At 38.6% G+C, this 23,902-nt stretch carries 22 protein-coding genes; 1 reads left to right on the top strand and 21 read right to left on the bottom strand.

The features are described from left to right. The 14 genes from B5D30_RS01435 to B5D30_RS01380 all read right to left on the bottom strand — a co-directional run. Positions 1–1,132 (bottom strand): class C sortase (locus B5D30_RS01435; RefSeq protein WP_407675484.1); only part of this gene is annotated, 1,132 nt, incomplete at its 3' end. Positions 1,133–1,287: 155 nt separating this feature from the next. Continuing rightward, positions 1,288–1,443 (bottom strand): hypothetical protein, encoded by a 156-nt coding sequence (locus B5D30_RS13395; protein WP_159443163.1) that lies wholly within the window; start codon positions 1,441–1,443, stop codon positions 1,288–1,290. 413 nt (positions 1,444–1,856) lie between these two features. Continuing rightward, the gene (locus B5D30_RS01430; RefSeq protein WP_078806248.1) at positions 1,857–2,837 is read right to left on the bottom strand and encodes a gluconeogenesis factor YvcK family protein; all 981 of its coding nucleotides are present in this window, start codon (positions 2,835–2,837) and stop codon (positions 1,857–1,859) included. Beyond that, positions 2,834–3,724: an RNase adapter RapZ gene (rapZ, locus tag B5D30_RS01425; RefSeq protein ID WP_078806247.1), complete on the bottom strand. Its 891-nt coding sequence runs from the start codon at positions 3,722–3,724 to the stop codon at positions 2,834–2,836. Before rapZ ends, B5D30_RS01430 begins: the two co-directional genes overlap by 4 nt. Before the next feature lie 21 nt (positions 3,725–3,745). Then, positions 3,746–3,907 (bottom strand): hypothetical protein, encoded by a 162-nt coding sequence (locus B5D30_RS13390; protein WP_159443162.1) that lies wholly within the window; start codon positions 3,905–3,907, stop codon positions 3,746–3,748. Positions 3,908–3,956: 49 nt separating this feature from the next. Beyond that, positions 3,957–5,750, bottom strand: coding sequence for a DNA helicase RecQ (gene recQ, locus B5D30_RS01420; protein ID WP_078806246.1), 1,794 nt, complete (start codon positions 5,748–5,750; stop codon positions 3,957–3,959). A 97-nt stretch (positions 5,751–5,847) separates the two neighbouring features. Next, positions 5,848–6,294 (bottom strand): YtxH domain-containing protein, encoded by a 447-nt coding sequence (locus B5D30_RS01415; protein ID WP_078806245.1) that lies wholly within the window; start codon positions 6,292–6,294, stop codon positions 5,848–5,850. Positions 6,295–6,618: 324 nt separating this feature from the next. Beyond that, positions 6,619–7,056, bottom strand: a complete 438-nt coding sequence (locus tag B5D30_RS01410; RefSeq protein WP_078806244.1) for a DUF948 domain-containing protein — start codon at positions 7,054–7,056, stop codon at positions 6,619–6,621. 448 nt (positions 7,057–7,504) lie between these two features. Then, on the bottom strand, positions 7,505–8,365 hold the full coding sequence (locus tag B5D30_RS01405; RefSeq protein ID WP_078806243.1) for a hypothetical protein: 861 nt from the start codon (positions 8,363–8,365) through the stop codon (positions 7,505–7,507). 1,105 nt (positions 8,366–9,470) lie between these two features. Beyond that, a complete protein-coding gene (locus B5D30_RS01400) occupies positions 9,471–10,304 on the bottom strand; it encodes an energy-coupling factor transporter transmembrane component T family protein (RefSeq protein ID WP_078806242.1) in 834 nt (277 codons plus the stop codon). Continuing rightward, the gene (locus B5D30_RS01395) at positions 10,297–12,006 is read right to left on the bottom strand and encodes an ABC transporter ATP-binding protein (RefSeq protein WP_078806241.1); all 1,710 of its coding nucleotides are present in this window, start codon (positions 12,004–12,006) and stop codon (positions 10,297–10,299) included. Before B5D30_RS01395 ends, B5D30_RS01400 begins: the two co-directional genes overlap by 8 nt. 77 nt (positions 12,007–12,083) lie before the next feature. Next, positions 12,084–12,638: an ECF-type riboflavin transporter substrate-binding protein gene (locus B5D30_RS01390; RefSeq protein WP_078806240.1), complete on the bottom strand. Its 555-nt coding sequence runs from the start codon at positions 12,636–12,638 to the stop codon at positions 12,084–12,086. Between the two features lie 15 nt (positions 12,639–12,653). Then, positions 12,654–13,511, bottom strand: coding sequence for an SAM hydrolase/SAM-dependent halogenase family protein (locus B5D30_RS01385; RefSeq protein ID WP_078806239.1), 858 nt, complete (start codon positions 13,509–13,511; stop codon positions 12,654–12,656). A 225-nt stretch (positions 13,512–13,736) separates the two neighbouring features. Next, positions 13,737–14,834 (bottom strand): HAD-IA family hydrolase, encoded by a 1,098-nt coding sequence (locus B5D30_RS01380; protein WP_078806238.1) that lies wholly within the window; start codon positions 14,832–14,834, stop codon positions 13,737–13,739. A gap of 287 nt (positions 14,835–15,121) precedes the next feature. On the opposite strand from B5D30_RS01380, the gene B5D30_RS01375 reads away from it, so the two are divergent. Further along, complete coding sequence (locus B5D30_RS01375; RefSeq protein WP_078806237.1) at positions 15,122–15,481, top strand: helix-turn-helix domain-containing protein; 360 nt, start codon at positions 15,122–15,124, stop codon at positions 15,479–15,481. 514 nt (positions 15,482–15,995) lie between these two features. Here the strand turns inward: B5D30_RS01375 and sufB are convergent. The 7 genes from sufB to B5D30_RS01340 all read right to left on the bottom strand — a co-directional run bounded on the left by sufB (position 15,996) and on the right by B5D30_RS01340 (position 23,810). Continuing rightward, a complete protein-coding gene (sufB, locus tag B5D30_RS01370; RefSeq protein WP_078806236.1) occupies positions 15,996–17,399 on the bottom strand; it encodes a Fe-S cluster assembly protein SufB in 1,404 nt (467 codons plus the stop codon). 36 nt (positions 17,400–17,435) lie between these two features. Beyond that, positions 17,436–17,879 carry a Fe-S cluster assembly sulfur transfer protein SufU gene (gene sufU, locus B5D30_RS01365; RefSeq protein WP_078806235.1) on the bottom strand — a complete coding sequence of 148 codons (444 nt, stop codon included), beginning with the start codon at positions 17,877–17,879 and terminating at the stop codon, positions 17,436–17,438. Next, positions 17,866–19,098 carry a cysteine desulfurase gene (locus tag B5D30_RS01360; protein WP_078806234.1) on the bottom strand — a complete coding sequence of 411 codons (1,233 nt, stop codon included), beginning with the start codon at positions 19,096–19,098 and terminating at the stop codon, positions 17,866–17,868. The genes sufU and B5D30_RS01360 overlap by 14 nt, the downstream gene beginning before the upstream one ends. Beyond that, positions 19,095–20,363, bottom strand: a complete 1,269-nt coding sequence (sufD, locus tag B5D30_RS01355) for a Fe-S cluster assembly protein SufD (RefSeq protein ID WP_078806233.1) — start codon at positions 20,361–20,363, stop codon at positions 19,095–19,097. Before sufD ends, B5D30_RS01360 begins: the two co-directional genes overlap by 4 nt. Positions 20,364–20,365: 2 nt before the next feature. Then, positions 20,366–21,133: a Fe-S cluster assembly ATPase SufC gene (gene sufC, locus B5D30_RS01350; RefSeq protein WP_078806232.1), complete on the bottom strand. Its 768-nt coding sequence runs from the start codon at positions 21,131–21,133 to the stop codon at positions 20,366–20,368. A gap of 197 nt (positions 21,134–21,330) precedes the next feature. Further along, complete coding sequence (locus tag B5D30_RS01345; RefSeq protein ID WP_159443161.1) at positions 21,331–22,533, bottom strand: CDP-glycerol glycerophosphotransferase family protein; 1,203 nt, start codon at positions 22,531–22,533, stop codon at positions 21,331–21,333. A gap of 95 nt (positions 22,534–22,628) precedes the next feature. Then, positions 22,629–23,810, bottom strand: a complete 1,182-nt coding sequence (locus B5D30_RS01340; RefSeq protein ID WP_078806252.1) for a glycosyltransferase family 4 protein — start codon at positions 23,808–23,810, stop codon at positions 22,629–22,631. Positions 23,811–23,902 lie beyond the last annotated feature (92 nt).

Genomic DNA, 23,902 nt, shown 5'->3' with positions numbered 1-23,902 from the left:
GTTTCATGCGTTTTTTCGCTTTGTTGCGAATGGTTTCGTCCTCGGATTTTGATTTCTTCATAAAATAACGATGAAGTAAATACAAAATCATGAATACAACAAAACAAAATAGAAGAGAACTCAACACGATAGATTGATACGACCAAAAATTCCGCTTATTAATTGGCATTTTTTCCGCTTTTGCGTACGGAATGCGATGACCATTCACGATCAAGCGATATGTATTAATTCCCGGCGGAGTACAGGTGAGAAGGGTAACTACGTCACGTCCCGGTGTAATTTTCACTTTTTCTACTTCGCTCGGCAAAATTTCCTCGAATGAATCAATTTCATAGGCAAGACGTTTCCCCAAAACATTAATGAAAAACAAATCCCCCTCTTTTAAATTACGAATGTCTGTAAACAAGACCTGATTTTTCACACCGCTATGTCCAGTAATAACACTACGTGTATTCACACCACCAACTGGTACACTACTTGGCTGAAAATGACCTAACCCTTTATCGAGCGTTTTCATGTCCGTTCCATGATAAAACGGCAGTTGCACAATATCAATTGCAGGAATGTCAATCGTCCCCATTACGTTATTTTTCGTATCTCCTAAGTCTAGCACTTTTTTGTACTCAACTTCGCTCTTCACTCTTCCCTCTTGCAGACTGTAAATGTACTTGTTGTATTCTTCCGCTAGTTCCCATGCCGCATCTTTCTTTTCTTGTGACATTTTTTTCATGGAATTGTCATAGGTCGTTCTTGCCTCTGAACGTTCTTGGTTGGCAAGGATATTCCCGACAATTGGGTAAAGTAGCACAATCATACCAAAAACAATCAGTAAAATAGCCGAAATCAACAAAGGGGAGCGTTTGTGTTTCCCTTTGCCTTTGTTTTTTTTCTCTGCTTTTTTCGGAAGTTGTTCGTGTTGTTTAATAGTCTTAGAATATTCGTTGAGTTTTTCTTCCACGCTATTTTTTAGTTTTTCTCTCCTAATCAAACGTGCGTTTTGACGTGCTTTTCTTGACGGTTCTTCATAAACACCCAACTCTTCTTTCTTTGTCGATAAATCGACTTCCCCGTCAATGAAGTTTTTGATTATTGCTTCTCTAGTCATGCGTGCTTGACGGCTTGCCTCTCTCATCACGGATAAACCTCTAACTTTCTAACCTCCCCAAAACCTTGGAAATTGCGAGAATACTCGTTTTTTTCTATAAAACCGTAAACGGTCTGTTCGCTTTTCTTTGTCTAGCTGCGAGGGGCTGAAGTCTGGCAACTACTCACAATGTCGCTAGAAACTTACGTTTCTAGTAAATGAACGGCATGGTTCGCTGTTGCAGACTTCAGAACGCCCCTCTCCGCTTTTCTTTGTCTAGCTACGTGGGGCAGGGTTTGGGTCGCTGTTCGCAATGCCACCTGAAGCTTTGCTTCAGGCATGTAAATGGCATGGCTCACTGCGACAAAACCCTGAACACCCCTCTACGCTTTTCTATGTCTAGCTGCGAGAGGCTGAAGTCTGGCAACTGCTCACAATGTCGCTAGAAACTTACGTTTCTAGTAAATGAACGACATGATTCGCTGTTGCAGACTTCAATTCGCCCCGCTCGCTTTTCTATGTCTAGCTACGAGGGGCAAGGTTTTGGTCGCTGTTCACAATGCCACCTGAAGCTCTGCTTCAGGCAAGTAAATGGCATGGCTCACTGCGACAAAACCCTAAACGCCCCTCTACGCTTTTCTCTGTCTAGCTGCGAGGGGCTGAAGTCTGGCAACTGCTCTCAATGTCGCTCGAAACTTCGTTTCGAGTGAATAAACGACATGGTTCGCTGTTGCAGACTTCAATTCGCCCCTCTCCGCTTTTCTATCGCCACCTAATACCTAGCACCAAACACTAAATTAAACAATTCATTTACCACCAAATCGCCGTCGTGGAAAACGCCTTTGTTTCGTAATTTTAGGAAATCTGTTGAAATCACACGACAGCCTTGTTTGCGTAAGCCCTCGAAATCGTGTTTTACTTGTACTAGATATTCGTCATATTTTTCCGTATCCATGTAGCCTGTTGGGACTTTTTCATTGTTGACCAGAACAGTATCTATAAAATGCTTGCCCAAATGTTCGTTTAGCACACGCACATGGTCGGCATCGGTAAACTGCTCGGTTTCGCCACGCTGTGTCATGATATTGCAAATATAGACCACTTCTGCACGTGTTGCTTTTACTGCATCGCCAATTTCTTCTATCACAAGGTTTGGCAAAATGGACGTGAAGAGACTGCCGGGACCTAATATCACCATGTCGGCATCTAAAATCGCCTTGACGACTTGTCTTGCTGCCTTTGGTTGTTCCTTGGAATCATAGGTGTTTGTCACATAGACATGGTCGATTTTTTTACCACATTCGGCAATTTTTGACTCTCCTGCAACCTCACTTCCGTCATCAAATACTGCGTGCAAGGTCAACGGTTGTTCACTTGCTGGATAGACGTGTCCTTCCACTCGCATCATTTTGGAAAGATGCTGAATAGCTGTATAGCTAGAGCCTTCCATTTCACTTACAGCAGCGATAATCAAATTCCCAATCGCATGGTTGGCAAGAAAATGGTCGCTACTTTTAAAGCGGTATTGAAATAAATCATGATAAAATTTTGGCATATCGCTAAGCGAAACCAATACGTTCCGCAAATCTCCCGGCGGAGCAATCGACATCACTTCACGAATATCACCACTTGACCCACCGTCATCTGCAACGGTTACCACCGCTGTAATATCTGCCCCACGTGAACGCATACTATTTAAAATAACAGGTAGCCCTGTTCCCCCACCTACCACTACAATCTTAGGCTTTCTCATGAACGATTCACCGTTTCTTTCCGTTTATTTTTATCTCTATGCTGAATATGCACCGTCCAGTCCTTTGCAAGTTCAACTCCTACCCGCTCGGTAAACGCAACAGAGCGGTGTTGACCACCAGTACAACCAATCGCAATCGTCAAGACGGATTTCCCTTCTTTTTCATACCCCGGTAAAATTGGTTTTAGCATATTCATGAAATTTTGATAAAACTCCTCGCTTTCTGGGAATTTCATCACATAGTCATAAACCGACTTATCCTGACCGTTTAACGCACGCAATTCTGGAATGTAATGAGGATTTGGCAAGAAACGCACGTCCATTACCATATCCGCATCAATCGGAATCCCGTATTTAAAGCCAAAACTCAATAGCTCTATGCGAAATTGTTTGACAATCTCCGTTGAAAATTCTTTTAAAATCGCCGTTCTCAGCTGTCGTGGAGTCATTTCGCTCGTATTAATCACAAGTTGCGAAAAATTTTTGATAGGTCGCAAAATATCACGCTCACGCTCAATTCCGTCAAGCACCAAGCCGTCGGTAGCAAGCGGGTGACTTCTGCGAGTTTCTTTGTAACGTGCCACCAACTCGGCATTTTCAGAGTCGAGAAATAGCAGCTTGAAATCCAACCTTGGTGAGTCGGTTAATTGATTGAGAAGTTCCTGCATTTCTGAGAAAAAATGACGACTACGCATATCAATCACAAGTGCAATTTTTTTCATTTCATCATTTTTTGTTTCTGATAATAGTTCTAAAAACTTGGGTAAAAGTGCAGGAGGCATATTGTCAATTGCAAAATAGCCCATATCCTCAAATGCTTGAATGGCAACCGTTTTTCCTGCTCCACTCATCCCTGTAATAATCGTTAATTGTACTTTTTCGGTCATATGTTCTCCTTTCTCTAGCTACTAGGGGCTGGAGACTGGCAACTGTTCGCTGTGTCTTACAGTCTCCAGAACGCCCCTCTTCGCTTTGTCTTTCTTAGATTCCACTTCACTCCAGACAAGTGGGGTCATGAGCGAACTTTGTCCGCTCGAAGTCTTTTTACTATCATTAAGTATATCACGCACGCTCTTTTGGTTCAATTAAGTGGAATTTTAGAAACACATAATTGTTTCTTTAACTCTCCGTAATTCCTTTTGCTTTTTCGGAAAATTTCTTGATTTCTTCCATGAAAATTGTGCCGTATTTTTCTAGTTTGTTTTGCCCTACTCCTTTTACTTCTAAAAATTGTTCGTCTGTTTCTGGTAAGAGATTTGCCATATCATGCAAAGAGGCATCTGAAAAAATCAAGAACGGTGCAACTCCTTGTTCTCTTGCAAGTTCTAAACGTTTGCTTCTTAGCACCTCGAACAAACCAGCCAATTCTTCGTCTTGTGTCACGACTGTTTTCTTGACAACGGTCATTTTCCTGAAAACTTTTTCCTCACCTTTTAACACACGTACACCTAGTTCAGAAACGAGCAAAATCGGCATTTGACCTTTTTGAATCGCAATATAGCCCTCGCTCACCAAAAAATCGATCAACTCTACCGCTTGTTTTTGTGTCAAATTCTTCAAAATTCCATACGTTTGGAGTTGTTCAAAGCGAAATTTCAGGACATTTTGATCTTTGCTACCAATCAAGACTTTCGCAACCAATGTTTTCCCAAACCTCTCCCCCATGCGTTTAATATTAGACAAGACTTTTTGCGTGTCAATGGTAATATCTACACTTTCTCGGTCATCTAAGCAATTCGAGCATTTGCCACAATCAGTGGCATCATCGCCAAAATATTGTAAAATAAAACGTTGCAAGCACCCTTGTGTATTGCCATAACTCTGCATGGCACGCAATTTTTCATATTCAAGCGTTTTTCTATCCTCACTCACTTCTGATTGCTCAATAAAAAACGAACGCAGGCGGAAATCTTGCAACGAATACAGCAAAATCGCCGTACTTTCCAAACCGTCACGACCCGCACGTCCTGCCTCTTGGTAGTAGCTTTCGATATTCCCGGGCACTTGATAATGAAGAACAAAACGCACATTGCTCTTGTTGATTCCCATACCAAAAGCGTTTGTCGCCACCATGACGTGACACTCATCATTGATAAACGCCTCTTGGTTGCGATTTCGCTCCACTTCACTTAGCCCTGCATGATATTTTGTTGCCAAAAAACCAGATTGCGACAAGAAATGCTCTAGCTCATCCACTTCTTTCCTCGTCCCAGCATAAATAATGCCACTTTCCTCTTTGTTCAACTGCAAATATTCTTTGACAAATGAACGCTTATCTTTCCCTTTGACTACCTCAAACGACAAGTTTTTCCGCTCAAAACCAGTCTGAATGATATTCTTCTCTTCAATGCCAAGTGTGCGACAAATGTCACTTGCTACTTCCTTTGTCGCTGTCGCTGTCAACGCTAAAATCGTAGGCACGCTCTCCCACGCCAACAAAATTTTCGCAAAATCCAAATAAGACGGTCTGAAATCATGTCCCCAACTTGAAATACAATGTGCCTCATCAATCGCCACAAGCGAAATCGGGAGTTGCTGTAAAAATTCATTGAACTCTCCTAAACTAAATCGCTCTGGTGCTAGAAAAAGCAATTTCACCTCACCACGCAATATTTCTTCTTTTCTCCACTCGATTTCCTGATAATCAAGCGAAGAATTGATAAATGTCGCTGAAATGCCTTGTTCTTGTAAACCGTCCACTTGGTCTTTCATCAGAGCAATCAAGGGAGAAACAACCAATGTCAAGCCATTTTCTAACACCGCAGGAAGTTGATAACAAATGGATTTCCCCGCTCCTGTCGGCAAAATCCCAAGCGTATTTTTTCTCTCTAGTACTTGTGTGATAATCTCCTGTTGCCCTTTGCGAAAACTTGAAAATCCAAAATTTTCCTTTAGGCTCTTTTCTAAATTCATTCTGCTCCTCCTACAATTTTCCTTACACTATTCTTCCAATCAGCCAAAAAACGCATGAAATCTTTTTCACCGTTGATTTCATGCGTTTCATTTGGATTTATTCCTCTTCCTCACTAAGTAGCTCGTCCTTGACCTTGTCAGTCTCCTCCAAATCAACTCGCAAATCAAGCACGATGTTTTCTTCTTCATCGCCTGTTGTTTTCACTTCTTTTTTAAAACGACTAATCAATGCCTCTTTCTTATCCTTAAGTGCATCAAGTGCTTCATCACTTTTCCCACTTGTTTTTTCGCTTAATTTTTCTTGCAATTCACTTGCCTTATCTTGCCATTCGTCCTTTTTGATTGCTGCTTTTTCAAGAACAACCTCTTTTTTCTCTTTGGCAACGCTCAAATAATCTCCGTCAGATTCTTTGAAATCATCTAGCTGTTTTTTGATGTCCTCACGCAATTCCTTGCCAGATTTTGGTGAAAATAGCAACGCTGCTCCTGTTGCTACAACTGCACCAAATAACGCACCACATAAAAATCCACCTTTTTTACTCATAAAATTCACTCCTTACTTTTTTAATTTATCTGCAAAGTGCAGAAGTTGGGCGACTGCTCACACTGTCGCAAACTCCTTAACGCACTTCTTCGCTTTTCTTGTCTAGCTACATGGTGCTGAAGTCTGGCAACTGCTCGCAACAGCACTGGAAACTAACGTTTCCAGCAAGTAAATGCTGTGGCTCACTGTTGCAGACTTCAAAACGCACCATTACGCTTTTCTTCTTGTCTAGCTGCAAAGTGCAGGAGTTTGGTCGCTGTTCGCAATGCCACTTGAAACTTCGTTTCAAGCAAGTAAATGGCATGGCTCACTGCGACAAACTCCTTAACGCACTTCTTCGCTTTTCGCTTTTCGTTTTTTTAGGATGTTTGTTGCTGCTCCTGCCATTGTTTTTACTGTGGCAACTTTTGAAGATTTTTTGCTTGCACTGCTCATGCGTCCCAAAATATTGCGACTTTGTGCATTCAGATCACTTACACTTTCAGACAAATCTGCTACCGCTGTAAACAATGGATCAATAGTCGCAACTTTTCCATTGACATCTTCAAGCAATACATTGCTCTTCGTCAAAAGTCCCTCTACTTCTTGCATTAACACATCTACATCTTTTTTCAACACTACAATTGTCTGCGTTGTTTCATCAATCGTTTCGTTAACCTTTGTAATAGTCTTCATCACTTTTGACAACAAAACACATAAAACTGCCACTAAAATCGCAAATGCGACCGCTGCAATAATTGCCGCTATCTCTGTTCCGCTCATGAAAATCACTCCTCAATATTGAAAAACTCTATTTTTTTGATACATTCTCTTCATTCTATTATAACAAAGTCTTTGGAAAAGGAGGAGGAAAAACTTTGCAATCCCATTTATTTTCACTTAAAAAAGCAATCCGAACAAGTCAGATTGCTTCATTCTTATAAAGAATAGTACTTGCCGTTAATGCCGGTGAACGTTCCAAGGTTTGAACCCGCTAAATATGCAGGTGGGAATCACGACTTTCGTTTCTGGCTTGTCACGTGTAATGACGTAGCTCCTACTTCCGTACATGAGCATTCCCAATGTCTAAATAAAAATGTTCGGTCAACACACTAAATGAACAAATCGAACATCACAGCTTTCCTATACATAATATAGCATAATCATTTTTCTATGGCAAGCGATTTCAACTATTTTTTTTTGATTTTCTGCACGTTTCTTGTTTTAACGCTTATGCTTGCACTAATTTCCAAATCCAAATTTTGCTAAATCCATTGTCTGCACACGTTTGGAGTGTCATACGTCCGTCAAAAATCCAATCACCTACAAATACATTTTCATTCACATCGAAATATTTCAATTGTTCTGGAGCACCCGGATAAAGAGAATGTGACCCCCAGATTAATCTTTGTTCTACGACTACATATACCGCTCCATTAATTTGTACTTTGTCCCCGTTTACCAAAGAAAGAAACGCTGAACCGCTACCCGGATTGTGTGCTGTCACAAAGTTGTCTCTCCACATACCATATCCAGATTCTGGTGCACTATCTGTTGGCACAGTGTTAAAACTTAGTTTGTATGGAGAAGTTGGTTGCACATATGTTTGTGGAACAGTTGGCTCTTCTTGTGGCGTTTCTTCTACCACTTGTGGAGTTTCAGGCTCTTCGTAGACTACTTCAGGTTGCACCACTTCTTCCTCAACTACTTGCGGTGTCACTTCTGGTTCTGCTACTTCTTCTACAACAACTGGTTTAGCTTGAACAACTTCTTTCACTTCTTGTTTTGGTTGTTCCACTACTTTTTCTTCTTTTTCAACACGTGGAGTTGGATAATCTTCTTTTAAAAACTCCAAGCTCAATGGTTGAGCTTCCATGCCTGCAACGGAGTTCATCGTCACTGTTTCTTCTTTTTCTGCCGCTTCATGTTGTCCGTTCATGGTTGTGACTACTACCACTGTTGCTACTGCAACTGCTAAGACTGAAATAGCGATAGGTAACTCTTTGAATAACTCTCCAAGTTTTCCCCCGCTCCACACCGTACGTGAGACTTTCACCTCATACGGCGTTCCAACTTCTTCTTTAGAAATCACAACGCTCGCAATGAATATGTACTCTAAGCGTTGCTACATTTTCCAAAGAACAAGCCTTGGGGCCATCCCTCCACGTTCGTTACACGTTTCAACGGTACTATGCCCCTACTCTCACGAGAATTAAGGAACTTCGGCTTTCGCCTTATATCCAACACTCCGATAACAGTCGTTTATTTAAGGACACCTCTAAAAACTCACGCTTATCCAAAATTGCTAGTTTTCCGATTTTCTTCGTCAATCTCCTCAACCTATGAACCACATAGCTTTCGTCGATTTCCTCGAAAATCGAAAAACTATCTAATTTTGGTTTAAACGGAGTTTTTAGAGGTGTCCTTAAGTGTTTCTCGCTTTCCACGTTCCAATGATTTTAGCTATTCATATCTTTCCTTAGGTACTTGCTTTGAGCCTGAACAATTATAAAGTCATCGTTCTTTATCCCGAATTTCATAATTGCCAATCTTACTTTTCGGTATTGCTCAATCGGGCAATCTATCTTTCGATTCTTTGCCCTTCGACCCGTACATTCGCAAGTTCGTCAGTTCTTTGAACATTCTTACCATAGAAAGTTTTCCTACTACTTAAAATTTTCTTGAAAATAATTTATTTGTAGTACTAGCGTCCCGGCATATCCTTTACCATATAAGCATTTCGACTTACTTAGGTATCGTTCTGCCGACTTTACCTAGCTTTACACCCTTGATTACTGTTATAATCAAACGCATATAGGAGTCTCAGACCAGTTGTTTCAGCCAACATGACGGCTTTCATTCCAACTGTCAAATCATTAGTTGTAATTCACATTTCTGTGAACCCTCACTTTTCATGACTACACATTTATAGTGAAACGTGTCGCACGACAATAATGTTACTAATCTCATATTTGACACCGCCTTTCGTTTTTGTATTCCTTTTCTTTTATCTATAATAATTCTATAATTTTACTAACATTTTTTCAACAAAAAGCCTATGATTTCGCCATTCTATATTTTCTTTTTTTAAGAAATAAATGATTTTTTTCTAATGAAAATAATAAAAGCATACAAATTCCAATCAAAATTTGTATGCTCCAATTTTTTTATTTTTGAAAAATAAAACCACTTAACCGTTAAACAAAAGGATTATAGAATCGTCCTTTATTTACAAAAAATAGACAAATACTTATAAGCAAGAGGAATAATCCGATGAAAATAACGGCTATATCTTTGCTAGAAAACTTCTGTTCCGTGTACCAAGTTCTTCTTTTTCCTTTGCCAAACCGTCGCAATTCCATAGCAGTTGAAATAGAATCTATCCTCTCCAAACTACTGAAAATCAACGGTAATAAAACTCCTGTGTATCCTTTAATTCTATCAATAAACCCTGCTTTTCTGGACAACTCGTAACCTCTTGCTTGCTGAGACAAAATAATGTTAAAGAAATCTTCTTGCACATCTGGAATATAGCGAAGTGCTAGACTTACCGCATAAGAAATCTTATAAGAAACCCCGATTTTGTTCAAACTTGAGGCAAATTGGCTTGGGTTAGTTGTCAATAAAAACAATACCGCAAGTGGCACTGTGCAACAATATTTTAAAATCAAATTGAACAAGTAAAACAATTCTTCTAGTGTTAAATGAAAATAACCATTCCCTAACACCGTTGTCTTGCTTTCGTATATTTTCTCCGCATAAGCTGGGTCAAATAAAAAGACTGCTACTAAGTTCAAAAGTGAAAAAACAAAGATAAATTTCATCACAAATGAAACTTGTCGCCAACGAATACCTGAAATTTTAAACAAAAAAATCGAGGCAATCCCTACAAATAAAAGAAATCTCGTGTCATAAGTCGTCATGCAAGCAGCTGATGCCAAGACAAAAAATAACAATTTACTCGTGCCATTTAGGCGATGAAGAAAACTCTCCCCTTTTTGATAACCAAGCGTTTGAACTGTATCATTCATTTTCTCTCACCACCCTGTCATAAGCTATGAATTTTTGCACAAATAACTCTGGTTTTTCCAATTCAAATGTTTTCGCTAATGTAAACAAACTCGTTTCTTTAAGGTTCGCTTTCTTTACTAATTGCTCGTCCGTCAACACTTCTGAAGGAAGTTTGTCTGCAAGAATTTCCCCGTCAAGCATAGCAAATGTCCTGTCCGAATACTCCAACATCAAGTGCATATCATGCGTAATCATGACGATTGTTTTTCCTTGAGCATTCAATTCATCGAGGAAATTCATCATCTCAGAATAATTCCTAAAATCTTGTCCTGCTGTCGGCTCATCTAATATAATCATCTCTGGCTCTAGCACTAAAATTGCCGCAATGGTCACACGTTTTTTCTGCCCATAACTAAGAGCAGAAATCGGCCAATTTCTAAAAGAATACAAGCCACAAACTTTGAGTGTTTTCTCTACCCGTTCTTTTATTTCTTCTTCCTCTACACCACGGAGTTTCAAGCCAAGAGCGACTTCATCAAAAATCATTGTTTTGCTAATCATTTGGTTGGGATTTTGCATGACATAACCAATTTTTTCCGCACGTTCCTTGATAGAATGTTCACGGATTTCTTTCTTCTGCCACAAAAAAGTGCCGTTCGCTTGTAAAAATCCGCAAATCACTTTAGAAAGCGTCGATTTTCCCGAACCATTTTTCCCGACAATGCTAATGCGTTCACCTTTTTGAATTTGGAAAGAAATATCGTTCAGCACTTTCTTTTGGCTATTTTGATAACGATAATTCACACGCTCCAACGAAAGAAGTTCCTCGCTCGCCTCTTTTGTTACAAGATTTGGATGTTTCCCTTGCCAATTTTCTAATTTTTGCTTGATTTCTTTTCCTTTTAAATAACGAAGGTCTGCAAGATTTTCGACATTTTTTACGTCTATCTCAGCGTATTTCATTGCCGTTACATAAAGTGGTTCACGGATTCCATACGTCATCAACGTCTCACTTTTCAACAATTCATCTGGCGAAGTATCTGAGACAATCTCACCTTCATTAACCACGATAATGCGATCGACATTTCGATGTAAAACATCTTCCAACCGATGTTCTACAATAATAACAGTCGTATTTGTTTGCTTGTGCAACTCGTCAATCAACTCAATCGTCTCTTTTCCTGCATGAGGGTCTAAATTGGCAAGTGGCTCGTCAAATAACAAAATTGGCGACTCACTAATCAACACGCCCGCCATAGAAACACGTTGCTTTTGCCCGCCAGAGAGTTCTTGAGGTTTATGTGTCAAATGCGTTGAAATTTCTACTTTTTCCGCCCATTTTTCCACTTCAGGCAACATCACTTCTTGTGAAACTTCATCATTTTCCAATGCAAATGCAATATCCTCACCAACAGTCAACCCGATAAACTGTCCGTCTGTATCTTGCAAAACAGTTCCTGTTTGAAAAGAAAGCTCGTGTAAACTTTGGCTTTCCAAATCCTTCCCACCAATTTTTGCACTACCTGTCATTTTTCCCTTATACAAATGAGGAATAAGACCATTCAAACAATGCACAAGTGTAGACTTTCCGCTACCTGATGCACCTACAATCAAGATTTTCTCACCCTCATAAATAGATAAATTGATATTTTTCAAGGTCGCTTCAGATTGGCTCTCGTATTGAAATGAAAAGTCTACAAACTCTATCACTTTTTTACGCATATTTTCTCCTCAGTTCATTAGAATAGACCTTATTCTATCATGATAAAATAAGGTCTGTATATACTCAATTTCTATTTTTAGTCCTCTTTTGATAAACTTCCTTTTTGCACTCTAGTTTTTGCGTAGACGGCAAAGATAATCGTACAAGCAATGCCAATTCCGACACTATTGACAAGAGAGGCAACCAGTCCTTGCGTATATACTTTATTGGCTGGTTCACTGTAAATGAGTACATCTCCAACAGGAGCTACTACTGCCCAGACAATTAAGTTGCTAATCACTTGAAAAATATTGAACAAAACAATATCTTTCAAAGAAAATTTCCCTTGTTCAACTTTTAATTTTTTACCAATAAGCCCGAATAAAATCCCTAGAATCGCACTGCTGATGACCCAAGACCACCAAACTGAACCATAAAACACAGCATCTTTCAACGCATGACCGATTAGTCCTGTCAATCCACCTGCTATTGGACCAAATAATACACCGATTAGCCCAAGAATCGGGTAGGCAAGTGAAAATTCTGTATTAGGAATCCCTGTTGGAATACTACCAAACCGTCCAACAACTACGAACAATGCAACACCAATCGCTGTTGCGACAACGGTTTTTACTGAAATATCTTTTTTCATTTCTTTTCCTCTTTCTTATTCAAAAATAATTTTAGGTGCACGTCGTAATTCGACAATCCAATCTGTTCCTGTACCAATGTGGTACAAATCACTAAAGGAATCCTGATTGACCGCAATTCCGACATTTACAAGTGAATTGACGTAGACAAGCGGCTCGCCGACATTCACATCCGCAAAACTTTTGGCGAATTGTAAAATATTTTGGTAGACTTTTTTGCCTTTATGGAAAATCGTCACTTGGACGCTATCACCCGGACGAATATTTTCCTTGTGCAGAAATTCTGACGGGATATTTGTCCAAAGTGAACCAAAACGAACGTCTAGCACATCAATTGAACCACGCAAAATTTTGCCCTCAATTTCAGCATTGACAATCGGAAGGGTCGTAATATCCTCAACTGGAATTACACTGCCGAGTTGCTCAAACGTAATCTCACCACTTGCAAGTCTTGCTCCATTGTACGCGTAAATATCACGTCCGTGGAAAGTATGGCTTTCTTCAGAATGTGGCAAACGACTTTTCACTTCGTCAATTTGTCGCACTTCTGCAATCCCTTGATAATGCAAAATGTGCGAAAGTGAACCATTATCAGGTGTAATAATATAATGATTATCTAAAGTTTTCACTGCAATACTTCGTCTATCACTTCCCACACCCGGGTCAACAACAGAAACAAAGACCGTGCCTTCTTTCCAATAACTCACCGTTTGATACAAACGATAACTCGCCACCCAAATGTCGTACGGTGGAATTTCATGTGTTAAATCTTTTACCACAATCTCATCGCTCACCGTATGTGCCACACCGTGCATTGCACTTACCGCACCGTCAACTAAACCAAAATCTGTTTGCAATACTAAATAACCACTCATCTTTATACATCCTTTTTCGCTTAGGTAATTTTTCAAACCTAGCATTATTTTGTTATGGTTTCATCTAAAATCCCTCGTTTAATATGAAAACTGCAGTTTTAGCTAAACGTGAATTTTTAGAAATACCTTTTTTATAGAATAGCACAACTCATTCCTAGATACAATTTTCTCAAGAAAATTTGAGATAGTTTTTCTTTATCATTCGGAAATGACGAACTTTCTTTTTTAGCTTTCCACTTCGATATAGTCTAAAAAAGAAGTAACACTCTCAAATGAAAAATCAGCCTCTTTGTTACTCTGTCCTCCTACAAGCACTGTCCTCATGCCAAGTTTTTTTGCGGGCAAAATATCATTTGTCAACGAATCGCCAATCATAACACTCTCCAATGGAGATAAATTATTTTTTTTTATTACATATTCAAAAGCTGTAAGATTTGGTTTTTCAAATCCAATATCTTCGGAAATATACGTTGGAAATTGATTCAGAAATCCTGTTCGTGATAACTTTTCGTTTTGTTCTTCTATCGTGCCATTTGTTAAGATAAATATCTTTTTGTCTTTCATTGTTTGAAGTCTTTTGAGCAAATCTTTTTGAGGTTGAATACTGTTCAATAATCTTTTAAATACATCATCAAAAAACAAGACAGCTTCTTCCTCTGTCATTGAAATTTTCAACTTCGCCATTGTCATAAGCATTCTACGTAAACGTAATTCATCTAATGTCATTTCCCCATTAGAAACTTTTATCCATAATTTTTCATCATTTTCCTTATAGATTCGCATAAAATTTTCATACGATGTAATCTCATTTATTTTTCGGAAATCATTATATTTTTGTCGATGTGCTTTTTCCCAATATCCTTTATAATCAAATAAAGTATTATCCCAATCAAAAATAAAATTCTTTATTCTACTTAACGTTTTCCTCCCTTGTAAAAAATATTCTTTTAAATAAGGAATCGCATGAAGAACTATTCCAGAAGCTAACTCTTGTTTATTTACATCATTAATATCAATCCATTTTATTTCAGATATTTCACTCTTCGCTTGCGGGGTTCCATTTACTTTACATAAATACATATAATTTTCTATTTGATAATCATCAAATTGTGCTTGTACGATAAATTTTTCAATAAAAATAAAATCTAATAATTCAACACCTATTTCTTCTCTAATTTCTCTTTTTAGAGCTTCTTCAAGAGTTTCATTCTTTTCTCTTTTTCCTCCAGGTAAAATAAAATGCGTTTGGTTTTCTCTCTTTTTCACAACTAATAACTTATTATCTTCATTTAAAATTAATGCAGATGATTTTTCTTTTTTCATTTCTTCTTACCTACACCTTCATAATTTCCCTTTGTTAGTGATTGAATATATTCATGACATAAATACATTTTTTCATCCATATTCATGTTTCCTACTATCGCTTACTCTTTTTGTATGTTTTTAACAAAATACCATCATTTTTTAGTATTAGCAATTATTTTAACTAAAATTTTATGGAAAAAAGTACAAAACCACTCGTTTTTTTTACTTAAACACGAACCTTCACCCTGTTTCGACATAATTTATACTAACTTGAAATACACTCCTAACTACGATATACTGTACGTATGACTAAAGAATTTAAAATAACAAAAGAACAAGCAATTGAAGCACGTAAATATATGAAAGCTACCAATGTTAAAAGAATTTACAGACGATTGGAAGTCATTGCCCTAAGAGGAGAAGGGAAAAAGAACAAAGAAGTCGTTGAAATTACAGGATTTTCGAATAAATATGTTCCTCAAATCGTTTCCATGTTTATGAAGGAAGGATTTGACAAATTATTAAAAGACGGACGAGTTGGAGGAAATAGTCGGAAAGTCAGTAAAGAAGATGAAGAAAAATTCTTTGAACAGTACAAGGAAAAAGCAAACAAAGGACAGCTTATTACAGCGAGAGAAATGAGAGTTGATTTTCATACCTTTTGAGCTGTTGCCCCACTTGACGGGAAGAGTTTCTTTTTAATCATGCCGTATTGTAATACAGAATGCACAAAATATTTCTTGAATGAATTGTCTAAAAAATACCCAATTGTTTATTCCGCCTTATATACCTGGAATGAATCCAATTGAGCAGATATGGAAAGAAATCAGGAAAAGAGGATTCATTAATGTGTTCTTCCCTTCTTTAAATGACGTCATTGATAAATTGTGCGAAGTGATGAATGGACTTGAAAAGAAAACCAGCCAGTCAATAACTGGACGGAAATGGATTTTGGATGTTTTTGGTTAGGTTTTTATTTTAAATCAGTATTAGCTTTCCACTCCGATATAGTCTAAAAAAGAATGAGTACCCTCAAATGAAAAAATCCGCATCTTTGTTCTTTTTCTTTCCTATAAACACAATCTTTATGCCAAGTTTTTTTGAGGTACCCTTAATTTAATTTGTATAAAAAACGCTAGAAACGTTATTATTTCAACGTTTCTAGCGTTTGCGTGAGAATTACCCCACACTCCCTTCCATTTCATAACTAATCAACCGATTCAACTCCACCGCATACTCCATTGGCAACTCTTTCGTAAATGGCTCTACAAAGCCCATTACAATCATTTCGGTTGCTTCGCTTTCAGAGAGTCCTCGGCTCATTAAATAATAGAGCTGCTCCTCTGAGATTTTGGAAACTTTCGCCTCATGCTCTAAGGCAACTTGTGAATTGTGTATTTCGTTAAATGGAATGGTGTCAGATTTTGACTTATCGTCCATGATAATCGTATCACATTCAATATGCGAACCTGACTTTTTGCTCGCTTTTGAAAAGGTCACTTGCCCACGATAGTTTACCTCACCACCGTCTTTGGCAATTGATTTAGAAACAATTGAGCTTGATGTGTTTGGAGCATTGTGAATCATTTTCGCCCCTGTATCTTGCACTTGCCCTGCTCCTGCAAAGGCAATAGAAAGCATTGTTCCTCTTGCTCCCTCACCGTCAAGATAGACCGCAGGATATTTCATCGTCACTTTTGCCCCAAGATTGCCGTCAATCCATTCAACTGTCGCATCTTTTTCAGCTTTGGCACGTTTGGTTACCAAATTGTAAACATTGTCGCTCCAGTTTTGAATGGTGGTGTAACGAGTGTAAGCACCCTCAAGCGTGAAAATTTCTACTACCGCAGCGTGTAAAGAATTACTTGAATAAGTCGGTGCAGTACAGCCTTCAACATAATGCACACTTGCACCCTCATCTACAATAATCAAAGTACGCTCAAACTGCCCCGTATTTTCCGCATTGATACGGAAGTACGTTTGAAGTGGAATATCTACTCTTACACCTTTTGGTACATAGATAAATGTTCCTCCACTCCACACTGCAGAGTTAAGTGCTGCCAATTTATTGTCTGTTGGTGGCACAAGTTTGGCAAAATATTGTTTGAATAAATCAGGGTATTCTTTTAACGCCGAGTCGGTGTCTGTGAAAATAATCCCTAATTTTTCAAACTCCTCTTTCATATTATGGTAAACTACTTCGCTCTCATATTGAGCGGATGCTCCTGCAAGATAGGCACGTTCTGCTTCAGGAATCCCAATGCGTTCAAAGGTTTCTTTGATTTTATCTGGCACATCGTCCCAATCTCTTGCTGGTTTGTCACTTGGTTTTTGGTAGTAGATGATGTCATCAAAGTTGATGTCACTCAAATCTGCCCCCCACGTCTGCATAGGCATTTTGTGAAATGCCTCAAGAGATTTCAAACGAAATTCCAACATCCATTCTGGTTCTCCTTTTGTATGTGAAATTTCACGAACAATCTCCTCTGTCAATCCTTTTCCTGTTGAATAAAGTGGTTTGACATCATCGTGAAAACCAAATTTATACTCACCTAAATCAATAGGTTTTATTTCTTCCGTCATGTCTTTCCTCCTATTCATTTTTTATTGTTTTATTTTTCAACGATTTTTTTCATTCAGCTCTAAGGCCTTTTTCAAAGCATTCCAACTAAGCGTGGCACATTTTACTCGTTGTGGAAATTTTGATACACCTGCAAGCATTGCTCCGTCGCCAAATTTTCCTTTTGTATTTTCGACTTCTACTCCTGTTACAAGCAAGGAAAAATCTTCTGCTAAATGATTGATTTCCTCTATCGTTTTGCCAACTACTGCATCTGTCATAATGCTCGCACTCGCTGTGGAAATGGAGCAGCCGTTTCCGTCAAAGGCAATGTCTGTAATGATATTGTTCTCAATTTTAAGCGTTAAGTAAATTACATCGCCACACGTTGGATTGCTTAATTCTAATGGAATTTCGCCCTCCAATTTCCCATGATGATGTGGGTGGTGGGAGTGGTCTAAAATAACCGCACGGTATAAGTTGTCTAATTTAGATAGTGCCATGAGCAAAAAACTCCTTTGTTTTCAAAATGGTTTCAATCAAGTGGTCTATTTCCCATTCTAAGTTATAAAAATAAAAACTCGCTCTCACCGTTGCTGGAACGTCAAGCTCTCGCATTAAAACTTGTGCACAATGATGTCCCGCACGCACGGCAATGCCCTCCATATCAAAAGCTGTCGCCACATCATGTGGATGTATGCCTTCCAAATTGAATGAGAACACTGCACTTCTCTCGTCCTCCAGATTGCCATAAAGTGTCAATCCCTCTATCGCTTGCAATTTTGGCAGAGCATTTCGCACAATCTCCTGCATATACTCATGAATATTGTCCATACCTATGTTTTCAAGGAAATCAATCGCACTCCCCAGTGCAATCGCTCCTGAAATATTCGGTGTCCCCGCCTCGAATTTCCAAGGAAGTTCTTTCCATGTGGAAGAATCTTGATAAACAAAATCAATCATTTCGCCACCAAATTCGACAGGTTCCATTTTCTCAAGCAATTTCTCACGTCCCCACAAAACACCAATGCCTGTTGGAGCACACATTTTATGCCCAGAAAATGCGAGAAAATCACAATCTAGCTCTTTTACATCAATTTTCATATGCGGAGCAGATTGAGCTGCATCTACGACAAGATATGCTCCATTGTCATGTGCAAGTTTTGCAAGTTCCTTGATTGGATTGATCACTCCTAGCACGTTTGAAATGTGCGTAATGCTAACAATTTTTGTTTTTCCATTGATAATGCTCTTGGCGTACTCCATGTCAAGTTTGCCATTTTTCAGCCCGATATACCGCAATTTCGCCCCTGTTCTTTTGGCAATTTGTTGCCACGGAACAATATTGGCATGATGCTCCATAAGAGAAAGAACAATTTCATCATGCTCTTCTAGCACCATTTCCCCAAGAGAAGTCGCCACCCAATTGAGTGATGTGGTCGTTCCTCTCGTGAAAATCACTTCACGTGTACTATTGGCACCAATAAATCGTTGAACTTTCGCTCGAGCCTCTTCGTATTGCGTTGTCGCTCGCTCTGCTAGTGTATGCACACCACGATGTACGTTCGCATTGGATAATTCATAAAAATCTTGAATACTTTTTAACACGCTGTAAGGCTTTTGCGAGGTCGCTGCGTTATCAAGATAAGAAAGTTTCTCATCATTAATAAGTTCATCCATAATCGGAAATAGCTCGCGGATTGCTTTTGGATTTATTTTCATAGAGCACTCAACTTTCTTTCAATCATTTCAATGAACTCTTCTTGCAACGTGCGACTTGGCATGGCGGTGATGACTGCCCCTAAAAATCCACGAATCACTAACCGTTGTGCCTCTTTTGGTTCAATCCCACGACTCATCAAATAGTACATATCATCTGGGTCAACACGTCCAATACTTGCCGCATGACCTGCTGTTACTTCATTTTCATCAATTAACAAAATCGGATTGGCATCTCCTCGTGCTTTATCTGAGAGCATTAACACACGACTTTCTTGTTGAGCATCTGCAAATTTCGCCCCTTTGATAATGTGTCCAATCCCATTAAACGTCAAACTCGAACGGTCTAAAATCACACCATGCTGTAAAATATTGCCAATCGAGTGATGTCCATAATTGGTTACACGTGTGTCAATTCCTTGCACTTGCCGACCACTTGATATAGCAACAACTTTCATGTCCGCATGACTTGCGTTGCCAATTAAGTCACTATCCAAATCATATGCAGTAAGTCCGTCATTCATCACCCCTACTGCCCAATCAATTTCTGCATTTTCCTTTAAATGACCACGGCGAGCAATAAAACTCACAACGTTTTCGCCCAATCGGTCAATCGCTGAATACTTGATTTTCGCACCGTCTAATGCCACCACTTCTACTAAAACATTCGCTGTGACACGTTCATTCCCATTGCCAATGGTTTGCAATTTCTCAATATAAGTAAATTCACTATGTGTATCTGCCACAATCAAAATATGCTTGTTAAACGCTACATCACTCTCGCTGTTTTGGAAAAGTGTAAGCTCAATCGGCTCGTCAATTTTCACCTCTTTTGGTACGTAGAGAAATACACCACTGTTCATATACGTTGCGTGATGTGCGGACATTTTGTCCTCATCAGGTTTTACGCTTGTCATATAATATTTTTCCACTAACTCAGGATATTCCGTCATTGCAGTAAAAATATCGGTCAGCACCACACCTTTTTCAATTAAATCTTGTGGCAATTGCTCCATTAATGTTTGTGTCCCAACTTGTACGAGTGCTGCATTGTCACGCATAGCCTCAAAACTTGGCACACTATTCGTCATTTCTTCTTCTTTGTCAAAGGTGTCTGAAAATAAATTCCAGCGTGTATAATTCACTCGCTCAATTTTTGGAAACTCAAGCGTATCAATCAACTCTAAGGAGTTTTGACGAAGTGTTTGCATAAATGCAGGTTCTTCTTTCATCAAAGAGAAATCGACAATTCTTTCTTTTTCACTCATGCCTATTCCTCCTCGTAATCAATCCCAAGTTCTCTTGAAATGCCTCGGTAACCTTCTTTTTCCAAACGTTTGGCAAGCTCAGCGTCCCCTGTCATGACCACTTTTCCCTCCATCATAATATGAACAACATCTGGTGTAATATAGTTCAATAAACGTTGGTAATGTGTAATAATCATCGCACCGAAACTCTCGCCACGCATTGCGTTCACACCTTTTGATACAACTTTCAACGCATCAATGTCAAGCCCTGAATCAATTTCGTCCAAAATTGCAAATGTCGGCTCTAACATAAGAAGTTGCAAAATTTCATTGCGTTTTTTCTCTCCACCAGAAAATCCTTCGTTCAAATAACGTTCTGCCATTTCTTCTGGCATATTCAAAAGTTCCATTTTTTCATCTAATTTTTCAATGAAATCCATAACAGAAATTTTTTCATCTTCCGATCGTCTGCTATTGATTGCTGCTCGCATAAATTCAGCGTTCGTAATCCCCGGAATTTCACTTGGATATTGCATGGCAAGGAAAAGTCCCGCTCTGGCACGTTCATCTACTTCCCATTCCAAAATGTTTTCACCGTCAAGCAAAATCTCACCCTCAGTTATCTCATAGCTAGGGTTGCCCATAATCGCCGCAGAAAGTGTAGATTTCCCCGTTCCATTTGGACCCATAATTGCGTGAATTTCCCCAGTTTTCATTGTTAAATTCACACCTTTTAATATTTCTTTCTCTTCAATGCGAACATGAAGATTTTTTATTTCTAATGTTGACATAATTTCCCTCCTGTTATCTATTTTTAGCACCTCTAAAAACTCACATTTACCCAAAATTTCTAGTTTTCCGTTTTTGGATTAACCGGAGTTTTTAGAGATGCCTTTAATTCCTTTTCCTTATTGTAAACTAGGTTTTTTAATTCTTCAATTTTGCTGTTTGAAAAAGAGGTGAAAACAATTCTCACCTCTTTTAAAAGTTACTTCATTGCTTTTAAATAATCCATTAACCTTTGCGTTGCCATGCCGTTGTTTTTCGTATTCCATAATTGGTTAAATGCGGCAAATGTAATTGGCACACGTTTAAAACTTGGTCGTGCCACATCTTCTGAGATTTCTTCCTCTTTTGGATGAGCAAATTCTTGAATAGCACGCATTAATTCTCCTTGCGTTTCAAAAATTTCTCCCGGCACCCACTCACGATACCCCTCACTCAAACCAACTTCTTGCTCATATTGCTCACAATCTGGCACGTAGAAGAATAATTTCCCCTCTGGTTTTGCCAAAGTGTACTCAAACGGCACAGAGGAATAATCACTAATCAACAAGTCAATATTCGGCAAAATTTCCTCTAGCTGTAAAATCCCAATACTAGAGCAAATCGAAGAATATCCCTGAATTTCCTTTTGCAAACCGATTTCTTTTGGGTGCAAACGAACATAGAGCAAAAGATTCTCTCGTTCTAAAAAAGCGTTCATTTGTTTCAAGCCTAGTGGCACCTTGCCAAAACCTGCCTCACGAAACGTCGGAGCGTACATAATCACTTTTTTCTCTTTCGCTTCTGGCAATGTTTCAAGAAATTTCTCTTTGCTTTTTTTCAAAAATTCTTTATCAAAATACACGTCACACCTTGGATTGCCGAATTTCAACATTTTTTCAGGTCCTGCAAGCCATGATTGCTCAAATACACGTGCCATTTTTTCACTTGCCACCACAAAATGCGTAAATTTTGCATAGACAGAAGTGTATCGTGCCTTGTCATTTGCTGATTTTTGAGCTGTACTGACTGCATCCCAGCCAAATTTTTTCATCGCACCGACTGCGTGCCAAAGTTGAATGACTTTCACCTCTGGGTGCATTTCAATTCCGCCAAGTACGACAAAATAATTATCCGCCAAAATCAATTTGGTTTTCGACAAAATAGGGAGTATCTTGCGAAAAAGTGTCCGCTTTTCATCAAGACATAGAATTTCCACACCTAATTTTTCTAATCGAAGTGCCTCTTTTAGAGTATTTTTTGTATAACAAACAACCAATCTATTTTCATAAAAATTTGCCAGTTCATTGAGTAGATGTGTATTATTATCCGAAAAACTCATCAAATAAACTACCTTCTCTGTTTCCCCCTTTGCGTGCATTTGGGAAACAAAATGAACGGCGTTCATATATGCTGTTTTTAACATTTTATCACTGTCCTCGCTCATTTATTCAAAAGGATACCTGTAAAAATCACAAATTTCTGCGTTTCTTTATTTTCTAGTAAAAATAAAATTAAGAGCTACCCTTCCCCTTTTTCATTTTTCTTGAGTACTCGTTTGATTTCCTTCATACGTTCTTTTCGCTTGTGAATCTTTTGTCGATAATCACGATTGCCGATAACTTTCAATGCTTTGAGCAATGGTTGACGATTTTCACCTAATACACCAATTAGCTCAATAAATAACTCAATCCCGAAAATTGCCGCAATGACAAGCAAAATAATCCCAATTTTACTCGTGTAATTTAGCAAAAGTGCAATAAAGCTAAACACAAGAGAAATGCCATAAATCGTTAATACTGCTGCACGATGTGAAAAACCAAGAGCGAGCAATCTATGGTGTAAATGTGCTCTATCTGGACTCGTCACCGATTGGTTGTTCAATTTTCTGCGGATAATCGCAAAAAGTGTATCAGTAATCGGCACTCCTAGCACAAACATAGGCGTTAAAACCGCAACAAATGTCGCATTTTTCAACCCTTGTAACGACATGACCGAGATCATAAAGCCAATAAATAACGCACCCGTATCTCCAAGATAAATCGTTGCTGGGTGATAATTGTGCGGAAAAAAGCCGATAATGGCGGCAACAAGTGCAAAAATCGTAATCGGAATAAATACACTTTGCAAAGGCAAAAAGAAAAATCCGACAATCCCTACGGTTGTGAGCGAAATAATCGAAACACCACTAACCAAACCGTCCAGTCCGTCAATCAAATTGACCGCATTGGTCAAAGCGAAAATCCAGATAATCGTCAAAGGAAAACTGATATAGTCTGGAAGTGACAACCAGCGAACAATACCGGGTATGGTAATGGAGTCAAAATGTACTTCCGTAAAGAAATAAATCACGCAACTTGCAAGCAATATACCTATTGATTTTTGCCACGGACGAATTTCACGAATATCATCAATCAAACCTGTCACAACAATCATTCCACCTGATACAACAATCGGCAAAACATAGCGAAAATAATCCACTTCAATGAGTTGTCGGTTGATTAAAACAAGTGTCGAAAAGGCGAACGCAAGAAAAATCGCCAATCCTCCTGCCGTAGGCATTGTTGTTTTATTAATCCTGCGTTTATTCGGCACATCTACCGCCCCAATTTTAAAAGCCAACTTTTTCACTAAAGGTGTCAACAATAGCGAAATAAAAACTGTAATAAATAACGTAATAATATAGCTAATGGTAAATCCCATAATAATCCAACTTTCAATCATTCTGCTTGAAGTAACTATCAAATGTTAAGGGTGCCTCTAAAAACTTCTTTTCAATTCAAAACAAGCATTTT

The organism is Pilibacter termitis (genome assembly GCF_900167335.1).
Taxonomy (GTDB): domain Bacteria; phylum Bacillota; class Bacilli; order Lactobacillales; family Streptococcaceae; genus Pilibacter; species Pilibacter termitis.
This window is presented reverse-complemented; position numbering and strand designations above follow the sequence as displayed.

Excerpts from the sequence above, each read along its gene's own strand:
- B5D30_RS01340 (WP_078806252.1), bottom strand. The coding sequence starts at position 23,810 with ATGGGATTTACCATTAGCTATATTATTACGTTATTTATTACAGTTTTT.
- B5D30_RS01385 (WP_078806239.1), bottom strand. The coding sequence starts at position 13,511 with ATGAGTGGTTATTTAGTATTGCAAACAGATTTTGGTTTAGTTGACGGT.
- sufB (WP_078806236.1), bottom strand. The coding sequence starts at position 17,399 with ATGACGGAAGAAATAAAACCTATTGATTTAGGTGAGTATAAATTTGGT.
- B5D30_RS01430 (WP_078806248.1), bottom strand. The coding sequence starts at position 2,837 with ATGAGAAAGCCTAAGATTGTAGTGGTAGGTGGGGGAACAGGGCTACCT.
- B5D30_RS01395 (WP_078806241.1), bottom strand. The coding sequence starts at position 12,006 with ATGCGTAAAAAAGTGATAGAGTTTGTAGACTTTTCATTTCAATACGAG.
- B5D30_RS01415 (WP_078806245.1), bottom strand. The coding sequence starts at position 6,294 with ATGAGTAAAAAAGGTGGATTTTTATGTGGTGCGTTATTTGGTGCAGTT.
- sufU (WP_078806235.1), bottom strand. The coding sequence starts at position 17,879 with ATGGCACTATCTAAATTAGACAACTTATACCGTGCGGTTATTTTAGAC.
- B5D30_RS01410 (WP_078806244.1), bottom strand. The coding sequence starts at position 7,056 with ATGAGCGGAACAGAGATAGCGGCAATTATTGCAGCGGTCGCATTTGCG.
- sufD (WP_078806233.1), bottom strand. The coding sequence starts at position 20,363 with ATGAGTGAAAAAGAAAGAATTGTCGATTTCTCTTTGATGAAAGAAGAA.
- B5D30_RS01345 (WP_159443161.1), bottom strand. The coding sequence starts at position 22,533 with ATGTTAAAAACAGCATATATGAACGCCGTTCATTTTGTTTCCCAAATG.
- B5D30_RS01400 (WP_078806242.1), bottom strand. The coding sequence starts at position 10,304 with ATGAATGATACAGTTCAAACGCTTGGTTATCAAAAAGGGGAGAGTTTT.
- B5D30_RS01390 (WP_078806240.1), bottom strand. The coding sequence starts at position 12,638 with ATGAAAAAAGATATTTCAGTAAAAACCGTTGTCGCAACAGCGATTGGT.
- B5D30_RS01360 (WP_078806234.1), bottom strand. The coding sequence starts at position 19,098 with ATGAAAATAAATCCAAAAGCAATCCGCGAGCTATTTCCGATTATGGAT.
- recQ (WP_078806246.1), bottom strand. The coding sequence starts at position 5,750 with ATGAATTTAGAAAAGAGCCTAAAGGAAAATTTTGGATTTTCAAGTTTT.
- rapZ (WP_078806247.1), bottom strand. The coding sequence starts at position 3,724 with ATGACCGAAAAAGTACAATTAACGATTATTACAGGGATGAGTGGAGCA.
- B5D30_RS01380 (WP_078806238.1), bottom strand. The coding sequence starts at position 14,834 with ATGAAAAAAGAAAAATCATCTGCATTAATTTTAAATGAAGATAATAAG.
- B5D30_RS01375 (WP_078806237.1), top strand. The coding sequence starts at position 15,122 with ATGACTAAAGAATTTAAAATAACAAAAGAACAAGCAATTGAAGCACGT.
- sufC (WP_078806232.1), bottom strand. The coding sequence starts at position 21,133 with ATGTCAACATTAGAAATAAAAAATCTTCATGTTCGCATTGAAGAGAAA.